This is a genomic window from Streptomyces sp. ML-6 (genome assembly GCF_030116705.1).
Classification (GTDB): Bacteria; Actinomycetota; Actinomycetes; order Streptomycetales; family Streptomycetaceae; genus Streptomyces.
Map to the genome: position 1 here is coordinate 2,053,794 of NZ_JAOTIK010000001.1, position 12,743 is coordinate 2,066,536.

At 71.2% G+C, this 12,743-nt stretch carries 12 protein-coding genes; 1 reads left to right on the plus strand and 11 read right to left on the minus strand.

Annotated features, from left to right (window positions below):
- Positions 1 to 46 precede the first annotated feature (46 nt).
- From OCT49_RS09075 to OCT49_RS09100, 6 genes are all read right to left on the minus strand, one after another.
- Positions 47 to 643 (minus strand): VOC family protein, encoded by a 597-nt coding sequence (locus OCT49_RS09075; RefSeq protein WP_283851378.1) that lies wholly within the window; start codon positions 641 to 643, stop codon positions 47 to 49.
- A 233-nt stretch (positions 644 to 876) separates the two neighbouring features.
- Positions 877 to 1,659 (minus strand): maleylpyruvate isomerase family mycothiol-dependent enzyme, encoded by a 783-nt coding sequence (locus OCT49_RS09080; protein ID WP_283851379.1) that lies wholly within the window; start codon positions 1,657 to 1,659, stop codon positions 877 to 879.
- A gap of 84 nt (positions 1,660 to 1,743) precedes the next feature.
- The gene (locus tag OCT49_RS09085; protein ID WP_283855726.1) at positions 1,744 to 2,346 is read right to left on the minus strand and encodes a hypothetical protein; all 603 of its coding nucleotides are present in this window, start codon (positions 2,344 to 2,346) and stop codon (positions 1,744 to 1,746) included.
- Between the two features lie 206 nt (positions 2,347 to 2,552).
- Positions 2,553 to 3,623: a prenyltransferase/squalene oxidase repeat-containing protein gene (locus OCT49_RS09090; protein WP_283851380.1), complete on the minus strand. Its 1,071-nt coding sequence runs from the start codon at positions 3,621 to 3,623 to the stop codon at positions 2,553 to 2,555.
- A complete protein-coding gene (locus OCT49_RS09095; protein WP_283851381.1) occupies positions 3,620 to 4,378 on the minus strand; it encodes a class I SAM-dependent methyltransferase in 759 nt (252 codons plus the stop codon). Before OCT49_RS09095 ends, OCT49_RS09090 begins: the two co-directional genes overlap by 4 nt.
- A 115-nt stretch (positions 4,379 to 4,493) precedes the next feature.
- Positions 4,494 to 5,816, minus strand: coding sequence for a glycosyltransferase family 4 protein (locus OCT49_RS09100; RefSeq protein WP_283851382.1), 1,323 nt, complete (start codon positions 5,814 to 5,816; stop codon positions 4,494 to 4,496).
- Positions 5,817 to 6,046: 230 nt separating this feature from the next.
- Between OCT49_RS09100 and OCT49_RS09105 the strand changes: the two genes are divergently transcribed.
- Positions 6,047 to 6,658, plus strand: a complete 612-nt coding sequence (locus OCT49_RS09105; protein ID WP_283851383.1) for a TetR family transcriptional regulator — start codon at positions 6,047 to 6,049, stop codon at positions 6,656 to 6,658.
- A gap of 205 nt (positions 6,659 to 6,863) precedes the next feature.
- Here OCT49_RS09105 and OCT49_RS09110 read toward each other — a convergent pair whose 3' ends face one another.
- The 5 genes from OCT49_RS09110 to OCT49_RS09130 all read right to left on the minus strand — a co-directional run bounded on the left by OCT49_RS09110 (position 6,864) and on the right by OCT49_RS09130 (position 12,732).
- Positions 6,864 to 8,864, minus strand: a complete 2,001-nt coding sequence (locus tag OCT49_RS09110; protein WP_283851384.1) for a helix-turn-helix domain-containing protein — start codon at positions 8,862 to 8,864, stop codon at positions 6,864 to 6,866.
- Between the two features lie 1,032 nt (positions 8,865 to 9,896).
- Positions 9,897 to 10,370 (minus strand): hypothetical protein, encoded by a 474-nt coding sequence (locus OCT49_RS09115; RefSeq protein WP_283851385.1) that lies wholly within the window; start codon positions 10,368 to 10,370, stop codon positions 9,897 to 9,899.
- 408 nt (positions 10,371 to 10,778) lie between these two features.
- Positions 10,779 to 10,970 (minus strand): hypothetical protein, encoded by a 192-nt coding sequence (locus OCT49_RS09120; protein ID WP_283851386.1) that lies wholly within the window; start codon positions 10,968 to 10,970, stop codon positions 10,779 to 10,781.
- A gap of 65 nt (positions 10,971 to 11,035) precedes the next feature.
- Positions 11,036 to 11,269, minus strand: a complete 234-nt coding sequence (locus tag OCT49_RS09125) for a ferredoxin (protein WP_283851387.1) — start codon at positions 11,267 to 11,269, stop codon at positions 11,036 to 11,038.
- Positions 11,269 to 12,732, minus strand: coding sequence for an aldehyde dehydrogenase (locus OCT49_RS09130; protein ID WP_283851388.1), 1,464 nt, complete (start codon positions 12,730 to 12,732; stop codon positions 11,269 to 11,271). The genes OCT49_RS09125 and OCT49_RS09130 overlap by 1 nt, the downstream gene beginning before the upstream one ends.
- Positions 12,733 to 12,743 lie beyond the last annotated feature (11 nt).

Below are 12,743 nucleotides of genomic sequence, written 5' to 3' on the forward strand. Positions count from 1 at the left end.
GGGCGCGGGCCGGTCGGGCAGGGCCTGGTCGAGCCGGGTCGGGCCGTCAGTCGGGGTCGGGCCTGGCCGGGTCGGTCGGCCAAGTGCCGGTCCCGGTCCCGGTCCTGGTGCTGACGGGGGCGGGGCGCACCCGCCGCCGGGTCGCGGTGCGCTCCCAGGGCTGCGGGTCCGGGTACGTCAGGAGTTCCAGGGTGCTGCCCCACGGGGTGCGCAGGTACGCGAACCGGTTGCGCTCCCCCGCCTCGGGGCCCGGCAGCGGCTGTGGCTCGGCGAGCAGCACGGCCCCCGCGGCCACGCAGTCCCGTACGGCCGCGTCCAGGTCGTCGGCGTACAGCGCCAGGTGCTGCCAGCCGAAGTCGCAGGGCAGCACCGGGGGTTCGCGGCGGGGCCCCTGGAACTCGAACAGCTCGATGCACGGGCCGTCGCAGGGCAGGGCCAGCATTCTGACCGCCAGTTGCAGGGTGCCCGCCGGGACCCCGAGCCGCCGCTCGACCTCCGGCCCGCCCTTCGGGCCGTCATGGCGGCGCAGGGTGTCGTAGAGCACCTCGGCGCCGAGCGCCCTGACGAGGAAGAGGGTCGCGGTCTCCACATCGGGGACCGTGACCCCGATGTGGTCGATGCCTCGCACGGTTGTGGCCGTCATGGGTTCACCGCTCCTGTCCGGGACCCGCACCGCCCGTCCCGCCCCGGAGCGGGCCGGGACCGGCGTCGTGCGCCGCGCGGGCTCCGGCTCCCGACCCCGGGCGCACCCGGTTCCGGCGTCCTGCCCCGCGCGGGCGGGCCGTCCCACCTCCAGCTTCGCTCAGCCCCGCCCCGCCCGCACAACGGGCCCGCCCGGAACCCCCGGCCGGTGCCGCCCGGAACCCCGGGCCGGGCTCAGCCGAACGCGGCGCGCTCCAGCCAGAAGTCCAGCAGCTCCGCGTCGCCCAGCACCTCGACCCGGTCGCTGTCCGGCCCGAGGCGGCGGTTGAAGACCAGCATGACGTCGGTGAGCGTGCCCCGCAGCGCCACGGTCGCCTTCTCGTGGGCGCGCCGCCAGGTGAAGCCGTCCTCGCCGAACTCGATCAGCCACTCGGCGTCCGGGACGTCCGTGGCGTGCAGATGGATGGAGCGCCCGGCCCCGGTCAGCTCGGCAGCCTCCGGGTCGCCCATGGAACGGACGAAGGCGACGATCTCCAGCCACTCCTCGATGGTGTCCGCGGCCAGCGCCGGCGGCACCTCGTAGCCGGTCTTCGCGGTGAGCGCGGCGTCGGCGTGGTGGACGATCGTCTCGTGCGCCATCCGGCGCGCCCAGAATCCGGTGCTCCGTTCCCATCCCCAGGTCCACACCTCCTGGTCCGGCCCGGCCTCCCGCAACGCCCGGACGGTCTCCGCCGCGCCTTCCGCGAGCCAGGCGTCCAGCACGTCGGGGTCGTCGCTCTTCGGCTCGAACCGCGGCACCTGCTTCTCCGTGACCTCCTCGGTGGCCCGGGTGCGCAGGATCTCGCCCACCCAGCGGTGGGCTCCGCCGACGTGCACGGCGAGGTCGCGCAGGGTCCAGTCGGGGCAGGTCGGGACGGTCGCGTCGAGGTCCGCGCCCCGGAGCGAGTCCCGGAACGCGTCGGTGCGGGCGATGATCTCGGCGCAGTAGTCGTCATGCGAAAGCGGAAGTGAACTCATGCGGCGACCCTAATGCGGCCAGGGACCGGAGCCCCATGGTTTTTATTCGCACGCCCGTCCGTAAATCGGCATGAAACGGCCTGCTCATCCGCCTAGTTGAGCGGTGCTGGGCACCTTGTCCTTCACCTCGGCGCCCGCGCTCGCGCCCGCGTCCTTGACGCCGTTGATCACGCTCTCGAAGATCCCGATGTCGCCCTCGCCCGCCTCGCCCTTGCGGAGCTTGGCGCCCAGGTCCTTGAGGGACTCGATGCCCGCGGTCAGGGGTGCGACCGCCTTCGACAGCAGCGGGTCGCCCTTGGCGTTGACCGCCGCCGCCTTCAGCCGGTTGTAGGTGAAGGCGCCCGCGAGCCCGGCCTTGACCAGTGCGAAGGTCCGCCCCTCCGCGCCCTTCTTGAACTTGCCCGCCCGGTACGGCTTGACGATCCACTGGTACGTGGCCCCGGCCGCGAGCCCCGCGTTGGTGACGAAGCGCGTCTTGGCGAACTTCTGCGCCTGGGCCGAGGAGGTCCCGCTCGGGGAGGCCGTGGCGCTCGCACTGCCGCCGTCGCCGCCGCACCCGGTGGCGCCCACGAGCACGGCACAGGCCAGCAGCAGCGCAACGAGCGTCCGGCACAGCGGTACGGGACGCGTCCGGCACAGCGGTACGGAACGGGGCGCGGCCGGACGGGTCGTGGCGGGGCCGGTCATGGCGGAACTGGGCACGGCAGGGTCGCGCATGGCGGAACTGGGCACAGTGGGCCTCCTGGCCGGACACCTCGGAAATTCCTACGGAGAGTGGCTGGATTCTGCACTCTCCGTAAGGTTTGTCCGGCCAGGCGTGGCCTGCCACCCGGGAAACGCTGTCCGGGTGGCCGGGCCCGCCCCGCCCGCGACGGGGTCCGGGGCCGCTCCGGTCAGCAGCAGTCGGGGTCCAGTCCGCGCGGCAGGTGCTCGCCGCCGAACACCGCGGTGGTCGCCTCGTCGCCGCCGAGCGCGGCCACCGCGAGCAGCAGCGAACCGGCGGTCCAGGTGGTGAGTTCCTGGGGCCATATCGCCCGGTTGCCCTCGAAGACGTACCCCGTCCAGTACATGCCGCCCTCGGCGCGCAGGTGCTGGATGGACTGGAGGATCTCCAGGGCCCGGTCGGACTCGCCCATCACCCAGAGCGCCAGGGCGAGTTCGGCGCTCTCGCCGCCGGTGACCCACGGGTTGGGGAGCACGCAGCGCACCCCGAGGCCGGGGACGACGAAGCGGTCCCAGCCCTCCTCGATGCGGTCCTTGGCGGCCTTTCCGGTGAGCGCGCCGCCGAGGACCGGGTAGTACCAGTCCATCGAGTAGCGGCTCTTGTCCAGGAAGCGTTCCGGGTGGTTGCGGATCGCGTGGGCCAGTGCCCCGGCGGCCAGCTCCCAGTCGGGCTGCGGTTCCTCGCGCCGTTCGGCGATGGCCAGCGCGCAGCGCAGCGCGTGGTGGATGGAGGAGCAGCCGGTCAGCAGCGCGTCGTGGACGGGGGTGCCGTCGGCCTCGCGCTTCCAGCCGATCTGGCCGCCGGGCAGCTGGAGCCGCAGGACGAACTCGATGGCGGCGTAGACGGTCGGCCACATCCGGTCGACGAAGGCGTCGTCCCCGGTGGCGAGGTAGTGGTGCCAGACGCCGACGGCCACGTACGCGCAGAAGTTGGTCTCCAGGGCCCGGTCGGTCGGCTGCCCGGCGTCCCCGTCGTGGTAGGCGGCGTACCAGGAGCCGTCCCCGTTCTGGTGTCGGGCCAGCCACTCGTACGCGCGTGCCGCGGCCTCGTGCTCGCCCGCGGCGTCGAGGGCCATGGCGGCCTCGGTGTGGTCCCACGGGTCGAGGTGGTGGCCCCGGAACCAGGGCAGCGCGCCGTCCTCGCGCTGGACGGCGAGGACGGCGGCGACGGTCTCGGCGGCCTGCTCGGCGGTGAGGACGCCGGGCAGCACGAGGTGTTCGGTCTGTTCGGGAACGCTCACGCCTCGGCCCTGGTGAGGTCCTCGGCCGTGGCGGCCACGGGCAGGTGCGGCTTGGTCGCGTACGCCACGAAGCTCTTGCCGACGACCGGGTTGAGGAGCTGCTCGGCGACCCGGGTCGCCATCGGCTTCTTCATGATGTCCCAGACCAGCAGCTTGTGGTACGCGCGGACCGGCAGGGCCTTGTCGTTGTCCACGCCGAAGGCGCACTTGAGCCACCAGTAGGGCGAGTGCAGAGCGTGGGCGTGGTGGGTGCCGTACGGCTTGAGGCCGGCGCCGCGCATCTTGGCGAGCAGTTCGTCGGCCTTGTAGATGCGGATGTGGCCGCCCTCGACCTCGTGGTACGCGTCGGAGAGCGTCCAGCAGACCTTCTCGGGGCCGTAGCGCGGCACGGTGACCGCGATCCGGCCGCCGGGCCTGAGCACCCGGACCATCTCGGCGAGCACGCCCTTGTCGTCGGGGATGTGCTCCATGACCTCGGAGATGATCACGACGTCGAAGGACTCGTCGGGGAACGGCAGGTTGAGCGCGTCGCCCTCCATCGCGGTGGCGGTGGCGCCCTCGGGGGCCTCGCCTGCCTCCTTCATCGCGGCGAACCACTTGGCGACCTCGCGGATCTCCTCGCCGTTCCGGTCGAGGGCCACGACCTGGGCGCCGCGCCGGTAGCACTCGAAGGCGTGGCGTCCGGCGCCGCAGCCCAGGTCGAGCACTCGGTCGCCGGCGGCGAGCGGGAAGCGGGTGAAGTCCACGGTCAGCACGAGTGCCTGCTTTCGCGGTCGGAGGGGATCGGGGCGGAGTCGGGTGCGGGGGCGGGAAGTCGAGGGCGGGGGCGGGTGCGGGGCGCCGGGTCGGGTGCGGGGCCGGGCGGCCGGGTCAGCGCCGGCGGCCGGCGCCGGACCGGGCGGCGATCGCCTCGCGGTAGAGGGCCGCGGTGCCGATGGCGGCCTGCTTCCAGGTGAACCGGGACAGCACCCGCTCGCGGCCCGCGGCGCCGAGCCGGGCCCGCAGTTCCGGGTCGGCGAGCAGCCGGCCGAGCGCGTCGGCCAGGGCACCGGGGTCGGCGGGCGGCACGGCCAGACAGGTCTCGCCGTCGGGTCCGGCGACCTCGGGGATCGCGCCGCCGGTGGTGGCGACCAGGGGCGTGCCGGTGGCCATGGCCTCGGCGGCGGGCAGGGAGAAGCCCTCGTACAGCGAGGGGACGCAGGCGATCTGGGCGCCGCGCACCAGGTCGACGAGTTCGGCGTCGCTGATGCCCTTGACGAACTCGACGGCGTCCTGGAGGCCGTGCCGTTCGATGGCCTGCGCGACGGGTCCGTCCTCGGCCCGCTTGCCGACGACCACGAGGTGCGCCCGCGGGTTGTCGGTACGGAGCTTGGCGAGGGCGTCGACGAGGTGGACGAGGCCCTTCAGCGGGACGTCGGCGCTGGAGGTGGTGACGATCCGGCCGGGTATCTCGGTGATCGACGGGTCGGGGGACCACAGGTCGGTGTCGGCGCCGATGTGGACGACGTGGATGCGGTCCGGGCGCACCCCGAGGTGGTCGACGATCTCCTGCCGGGAGGAGCCGGAGACGGTGAGCACGGAGGGCAGGCGGCGCGCGACCCGCTTCTGCATGCGGGTGAAGCCGTACCAGCGGCGCACGGAGGCGCGGCGGCGCCGGTTCTCGGCGGCGTCCAGTTCCAGCTGCCGGTCGACGGTGATGGGGTGGTGGATCGTGGTGACGAGCGGGGCACCGAGGTCGACGAGCAGGCCGTAGCCGAGGGTCTGGTTGTCGTGGATGACGTCGAACTCGCCGCGGCGGGCGGCGAGATGGCGCCGGGCGCGCAGGCTGAAGGTGAGCGGTTCCGGGAAGCCGCCGGTCCACATGGTGGCGACCTCGGCGAGGTCGATCCAGTCCCGGTACTCGTCGCGCTTCGGGGTGCGGAACGGGTCCGGCTGGCGGTAGAGGTCCAGGCTCGGCAGCTCGGTGAGCGGGACGCCCTCGTCGAGCACCGGGTAGGGCTGGGCACCGATCACCTCGACACTGTGGCCGAGCCGGGCGAGTTCGCGGGCGAGGTGGCGGACGTAGACGCCCTGGCCGCCGCAGAAGGGGTTGCCCTTGTAGGTGAGGAGTGCGATGCGCAATGGGCGGTCGTCGGCGGTGCCGGACGTGTTCGGGCCCGTCCGGGGGCCCGACTCTATGGCCTCAGCGGTCACACTCGGCCCCCTTCTCGCTGCGTTTCCGCCGGAGCGTAACCGCTCACGCTAATCTAGAACAAGTTTCAGTCTGGATCGTTCAATGAGCTACGAATCTACCGGCAGGTAGCGTCGGTGCAACGGCCGGATCAGGTGATTCGCGCCACCACCGGGCCCCCTGGCATGCTGTCGCCGCCGGGAGACCGAGCGCCTCCCTCCGATCGCGGACAGCAGCCATGGATGGGGGACACATGACCGCGGAAGCCAGACCGGCGTTGCCGCCCCTGACCGAACGGCAGGAGGCCCGCCGCCGCCGCATCCTGCACGCCAGCGCCCGGCTCGCCGGGCGGGGCGGTTTCGAGGCGGTGCAGATGCGCGAGGTCGCGGAGGCCGCGGGGGTCGCGCTGGGCACCCTGTACCGCTACTTCCCCTCCAAGATCCACCTGCTGGTCGCCACCATGCAGGACCAGCTCCAGCACATGCACGCGACGCTGCACAAGCATCCCCCGGCCGGGGACGACGCGGCCCAGCGGGTCGCCGACACCCTGATGCGGGCGTTCCGCGCGCTCCAGCGCGAGCCGCACCTGGCGGACGCGATGGTACGGGCGCTGACCTTCGCGGACCGCAGCGTCAGCCCGGAGGTGGACACCGTCTCGCGGATCACGACGACGATCATCCTGGACGCGATGGGGCTGGAGCACCCGACGCCGGAGCAGCTCTCCGCGGTCCGGGTCATCGAGCACACCTGGCACTCGGCGCTGATCACCTGGCTGTCGGGGCGGGCGTCGATCGCCCAGGTGAAGATCGACATCGAGACGGTGTGCCGGCTGATCGACGTGACCCGGCCGCCGGAGGCCCCCTGACACCGGGGAGCGCCCTGGCATCGGGGAGCACCTCGGAACCGGGATGCGCCCCGGTGCCTGGGCGTGTCCCGCGACGGCCCCGGGGCTCCTTCCGAAATTCCCGGTCACCGCCCCGGGGCCACTCGTCAGCGTTTCCGACCGTCCGTCACCGCTCCCGGCCCCTCGTCAGCGTTTCCGACCGCTCGTCACCGCTCCCGGTTCCTCGTCAGCGTTTCTGGCTGCTCGTCAGAAGATGCAGCCGCAGGGCGAGTTGAAGCTCCAGCGCCCGGCCCGGCTCGTTCCAGTCCGCTCCCAGCAACGCCTGCACCCGGTCCAGCCGCTGCACGACCGTGTTGACGTGCACGTGGAGTTCGTCCTTGGCGCGGACGAGGCTGCCGCCGGAGCCGAAGTAGGCGCCGAGGGTGCGCACCAGTTGGGTGCCGCGCCGTTCGTCGTACTCCAGCAGCGGCCCCAGCGTGGCCGAGACGAAGCCGTCGACGTCCTGCGCGTTGCCCAGTACCACGCCCAGGAAGCCGAGTTCCTCGACGCAGGCCCCCTCTCCCGTGCGCCCCAGCACTCGCATGGCATTCAGGCAGCGGGCGGCCTCCTGGTGGGCGCGGACCAGTTCCCGGACCCCGCCGGCCGGACCCGCGGCGGCGACGGTGACCGGGGTCTGGGCCAGTTGCCCGAGCCGCTCCGCCGCGGCGCGGGCCGCGTCACCGGCCGCCGTCGCGTCGGCCGTCGCCCCCGGGCCGTCGGCCGCCGTCAGCAACACCACGCTGCCGGCGTGCTCCGCGGACACGCCGTGGACGTCGCCGCCGAACAGGTAGCGCACCGCGGCGGGGGCCAGCCGCTCCCGGGCACCGCCCTCGGCGACCTCGGCCACCAGCAGCAGATGCGGGCGGTCGAGGTCGACGCCCAGCCGCCGGCCGCGTTCGGCGAGGCCGTCCGGGTCGCGGTCGGCGCCCGTCAGCAGGTCGGTGATCAGTTCGCCGCGGACGCGGTTCTCGGTCTCGGCGACGGTGCGCCGCAGCAGCAGGAGCAGTCCGGTGACCACGGCGGCCCGTTCGTAGAGCCGCCGGTCGGAGTCGTCGAGCCGGCCGTCCCGGTGCAGGACCAGTCCGGCGAGGAGTTCCGGCCCGGCCAGGACCGCGCAGATCCACCGGCCGTCGCGGTGCACGGCCCGGGCGCCGGTGCGGGACTCCTCGACGGTCTCGGCAGGCCAGCCGGCGTCCATGGCATCGGGGGTGAAGTCGGTGCCGTCGGGCCGGACGGCCGCCAGGGGGCGCCCGGCCGGGTCGTGGATGGCCAGCGGGGAGTCCAGCAGCCCCGCGACCGCCGCGGCGACGTCCTTGACGTCCCGGCCGCGCAGCACCAGGTCGGTCAGCCGGTCGTGGGACTCCTCGGCCCGCCGCATGGCCGCCGAGTGCTCCCGCACCGCCGCGTTGGCCTCGGCCAACTCCGCGTTGGTGACGGCCAGTTCGTCCAGCGCGGACCGGGTGTCGGCGAGCGCGCGGGCGGTGTCGATGGCGATCGCCGCGTGGGCGGCCAGCGAACAGAGCAGGGCGACCTCGTCGGGGCTGAAGACCCGGGCGGCGCGGTCGGCGGCGAAGAGGACGCCGATGACCTTTCCCGTACCGCCCCGGCTGGAGCCGAGCAGCAGCGGGACGCCCAGGATGGCGACGAGCCCCTCGTCCAGTACCCCGGCGTTGATGTTGGGGGTGTGGTGGAAGCGGTCGTCGGTGCGGTAGTCGGGGGTCGCGTACGGTCGCGCGGTCTGCGCCACCAGGCCGCCGAGCCCGTGCCCGAGCTCCAGCCGCAGCCGTTGGAAGACCATCGACACCGACCCGTCGGTGACCCGCATGTAGGTGTCCCCCGCCTCCTCGTCGGGGAGCGTGAGGTACGCGGTGTCCGTGCCGAGCAGCATCCTGGCCCGGCGGACGATCGCCTTCAGCACCGCGTCCAGGTCGCGGGAGGCGGCGAGGTCGCCCGCGGTGTCGAAGAGCGCGGTGAGCTGGAGCTCGCGGCGCCGGTGCTGCCGCAGGACGCCCCTGATCCGCAGCGCCGTGGCGGTGGCCCGCTCCACCTCGGCCAGATCCCCCGGCGCCACCCCGTCCGCCCGCGCCTGCGAGGAGACGGCCCCCAGCGCCTCGGCGGGGGCGTCGTCGGCCAGCAGATCGAGCAGACGGCGCAGATGGGGGGCGGCGGAGGCGGACGGTTCGGTCATGAGCGGTCGGCAATCGTCGGAAGTGACGGGGACACCGGCCGGCACCCCCGCCGCGTTCGTACCCGCCCGACGGGCTCCGGCGCAAGACGCAGAGCTCTTTTCAACCGGCCGGATCCGCGGCTCGCCGTGGCCCCGGAGAGGGCCTCCTACCGCTCCGTGCCGCCTCGCGCCCCCCACCGTGCCGGGACGCGATCTTGCGAAGCCGCCAAATATCTTCTTCCGGGCTCCTGCGGTAGAAGACGTTCGGCTGAATCGGCTCGCACAGCGCCACGAGGACATCCCCTTCGCGCAGGGATATCTCTTTCTCGAAGAACGTCTCTCGACTCCTCCGGGCGCGGATCACACGAAAGGACAGGGTATGCACCCCGGAGAGAGATCAACGAATTTGGGCCGCTTAAGCGTTGTCCCATCTTTGCGACAGAGTTCAACTCCTCCGCTCTCGATCAGAACGATGGACCATTTAAAAGTCATGCTACGAAATGAGTCACGCATTGCCGCATGAAAAATTATCCCGGTCCTCCCACGCCGAGCCGCGCGATTGAGGGACGAGCGAACACGCCAGGGGATTTTCTCTTCATCGCCGAAGTGGATCACCTTGAGCGGCTGATTCTTCACTTCATCCCCTTTCCCGGATACGCCAATTCTCGACGAACACCCCGCCCAGCCGATCGAGATGGCTCTTCAAAGCGCCTCGGACAGGGCGGTCGCAATCCAGAAGAGCCCGACAAGAACCGCCCCACCTCCGATCAGCCGGAAAGTTCCGACCGTGGCAGTCCCCATCTCAACACGGCAGGAGTAGTAATCGAATATCCGAGTCGCCAGATTCCAAAAATTCCCCGACAGGCAGAACCCGAAGACCAGGACGACCACTCCGACCAAGAAAGAAAACACCAATCCCCCAGGGGTTCTCATCACCACAAAAAGCCACAGCCCCGGATCATCAGGCAAAAGTATCGCAACCATGCAAGGGGCGAAACCGGTGAATTATTGATTTCGAGCGCCACACTCACCGGATCGGATCCCCGTCAACCTCTACCCGTCCCGGGCATCACTTTCCTCCCCGAGACCACGAGTCGGACCGGGCCGTTTCCTGAGATAATTTCCAATAATCCCTGCCATCCCCATGGCAAAGGCAGGCGGAATGACATCCTCCCAGATTCCGCCAACTTCCTGTGCCCCTTGCCTGACTGCAACTATCCCCGCAGCCAGCAGGACGAGCACGAGCAGAGGGTGCTTAATTCTCCTCATTGCCCGAACCCCCTCGGCCACAATCCCATACCGAATGATCTGCAGACTCCAGGTATCCGCCACGGGGCTGCGCCGATAGAAGACGTTCGGCTGCACAGGGTCACACGTCACCAGCAACACGTCTCCCTGATCGAGTACAACCTCCCGCTCGACTCTTGTGGAACGTTTTTCACGCGTCCGAAGAACATCGAGCTGGAGCAAGTGCGGCCCTGGAGAAAGCGGAATGAAGTGAACTTTTCTGATGCTGGTCCGGTCCACGCCGCAGAGCTCACGTCCACCTTCCGTGACGGAAACCAAGCACCATTTTGGCGACCAGCTGCGGGGAGGATCACGCAAGTCCACCTGCACGAGCAGACCGGTCCGGCCTCGACGACGAGCCCTGCGAATCAGACGAAGGGATCTCCCCTTCACCCTGCCGTCAAATGAACTGTTGACCTGAACCGCAACGCCTTCCACATTTCCCCCGTCCGCAAGCCGCCCGATTTGCCGCACCTCCCAGGCCAACAGACAGCAGAAATCCGACCCGAACCCGGGGCTCGACAATAATGCACCCGGCTCTACCCCACCCAACCCTTCACCGCCACCTGGATAAAGCCACCCCCCGACAGAGGAGCAGATCAGCAACGATTCAAGGCCATCATGGGAGTATTTACATCCATATCGGCGTTAAAGCCTGTTGGGGTTGGGTGGGAGGTTGGTGTGGTTTTCGAGCTTGTCATAGCCGTAGCTCCGTCCATGCGCGTCCGGACCGCCAACCGTGTCCTGGGCCGGCCCGGCCGGGTGGTCGCAGGCGGACTTCGCGGTACCGGCCTCGGTGAGCCGGCCCAGCGGGTCGATGGTGAAGCACCGGGCGTCCATGGACCGCTCAGTGTCCGGCCACTGGCAGTGATGGCACCGGTGGCGTCGTCGGCCGGGCGGGCGATCTAGTCCTCCGGTGGGAACACCGTTTCCCCCGTGGCGGTCAGGGTGATCGTGATCGCCTCCACCGGGCAGCCCTCGGCGGCGGCCAGGACTCCTTCGTCGGCGTCGGTCTCGGGGGTCGAGGGGCGGGACTGGCGGGCGGAGTCCAGGGCGAAGCCGGTCGGGGCGTGGTTCACGCACAGGCCGGAGCCGATGCAGATTCCCCGGTCGACCTCCACGGTCCAGCGGTCCCCCATCACGCACCGCCCTCGTACCCGGCGGGCAGGTGGATCATCTTGTGCTCGAAGTACTCGCCGTAGCCCTCGGGGCCGAACTCCCGGCCCAGGCCGGAGTTCTTGTAGCCGCCGAACGGGCCGAGCATGTCGAGGCTGAAGGTGTTCACGCTGTACGTGCCCGTCCTGACCCGGCGGGCGATGTCGATGCCGTGCTCGGTGTCGGCGGTCCAGACGCTGCCGCTGAGCCCGTAGTCGGAGTCGTTGGCGATCCGTACCGCCTCGTCCTCGTCGCCGTACGGCAGCAGGCAGATGACGGGGCCGAAGATCTCCTCGCGGGCGATGCGCATGGAGTTTTCGACGTCGCCGAAGAGGGTCGGTTCGACGTACCAGCCCCGTTCCTGGGAGGCCGGGCGGCCGCCGCCGGTGAGGATCTTGGCGCCTTCGTCCTGGCCGATCCGGATGTAGTCGAGCGAGCGCTGCTGCTGGCGCCGGGCGACGAGGGGCCCGAGCTCCGTGGCCGGGTCGAGCGGGTCGCCGACCTTCAGCGCGCCCGCCGCCGCGGCGAACGCCTCGGCCGTCTCGTCGTAACGGGAACGCGGCACGAGGATGCGGGTCTGGGCCACGCACGCCTGGCCGTTGATCATCCAGGCGAAGGGGACGATGCCGGCGACGGCGGTGTCCAGGTCGGCGTCCGGGAGGATCACGGCGGCGGACTTGCCGCCCAGTTCCAGCGTGACGCGGGTGAGGTTGCGGGAGGCGACCTCCATCACCCGGCGCCCGGCGGCGACGGACCCGGTGAACGACACCTTGTCGACGCCCGGGTGCCCGACCAGGTACTCGCTGACCTCCCGGTCGGCCGGCAGGATCGACAGCACCCCCTCCGGCAGCCCGGCCCCGGCGGCGATCTCGGCCAGCAGGTAGGCGTCCAGCGGGGATTCGGGCGAGACCTTGAGGATCGCCGAGCAGCCGGCCAGCAGCGCGGGCGCGAGCTTGGCGGCGGCGGTGAACTGCGGGACGTTCCACGGCACCACCGCCGCGACCACCCCCACCGGTTCCCGGCGCACCAGCAGCGGCCCGAGCACCCCGGCCCGCCGCTCCTCGTACGGGAAGGTGCGGGCGACGGTGATCGCCGCGTCCCACACCATCATCGCGGCGAGCGCCTGCACCATGACGCTCGACGTGTACGGAGTGCCGTTCTGCGCGCTGATGACCCGGGCGATCTCCTCGTACCGGACGGCGAACGCGTCCTTGATCCGGGTCACCACCGCGATCCGCTCGTCCAGGGACATCCGCGGCCACGGCCCCTCGTCGAACGCCCGCCGCGCGGCGGTGACGGCCCGGTCCACGTCCGCCTCGGCGGCATGCGGCACGCGCCCGATGGCCTGCTCGGTGTGGGGCGAGACGACCTCGATGACGTCCCGGCCCAGCGGGTCGACCCACTCCCCGCCGATGAACAGTTTTCCGTGTTCGACAAGCTCGGTCATGGCTGCTGCCT

Excerpts from the sequence above, each read along its gene's own strand:
- OCT49_RS09075 (WP_283851378.1), bottom strand. The coding sequence starts at position 643 with ATGACGGCCACAACCGTGCGAGGCATCGACCACATCGGGGTCACGGTC.
- OCT49_RS09080 (WP_283851379.1), bottom strand. The coding sequence starts at position 1,659 with ATGAGTTCACTTCCGCTTTCGCATGACGACTACTGCGCCGAGATCATC.
- OCT49_RS09085 (WP_283855726.1), bottom strand. The coding sequence starts at position 2,346 with ATGACCGGCCCCGCCACGACCCGTCCGGCCGCGCCCCGTTCCGTACCG.
- OCT49_RS09105 (WP_283851383.1), top strand. The coding sequence starts at position 6,047 with ATGACCGCGGAAGCCAGACCGGCGTTGCCGCCCCTGACCGAACGGCAG.
- OCT49_RS09110 (WP_283851384.1), bottom strand. The coding sequence starts at position 8,864 with ATGACCGAACCGTCCGCCTCCGCCGCCCCCCATCTGCGCCGTCTGCTC.
- OCT49_RS09120 (WP_283851386.1), bottom strand. The coding sequence starts at position 10,970 with ATGGACGCCCGGTGCTTCACCATCGACCCGCTGGGCCGGCTCACCGAG.
- OCT49_RS09125 (WP_283851387.1), bottom strand. The coding sequence starts at position 11,269 with ATGGGGGACCGCTGGACCGTGGAGGTCGACCGGGGAATCTGCATCGGC.
- OCT49_RS09130 (WP_283851388.1), bottom strand. The coding sequence starts at position 12,732 with ATGACCGAGCTTGTCGAACACGGAAAACTGTTCATCGGCGGGGAGTGG.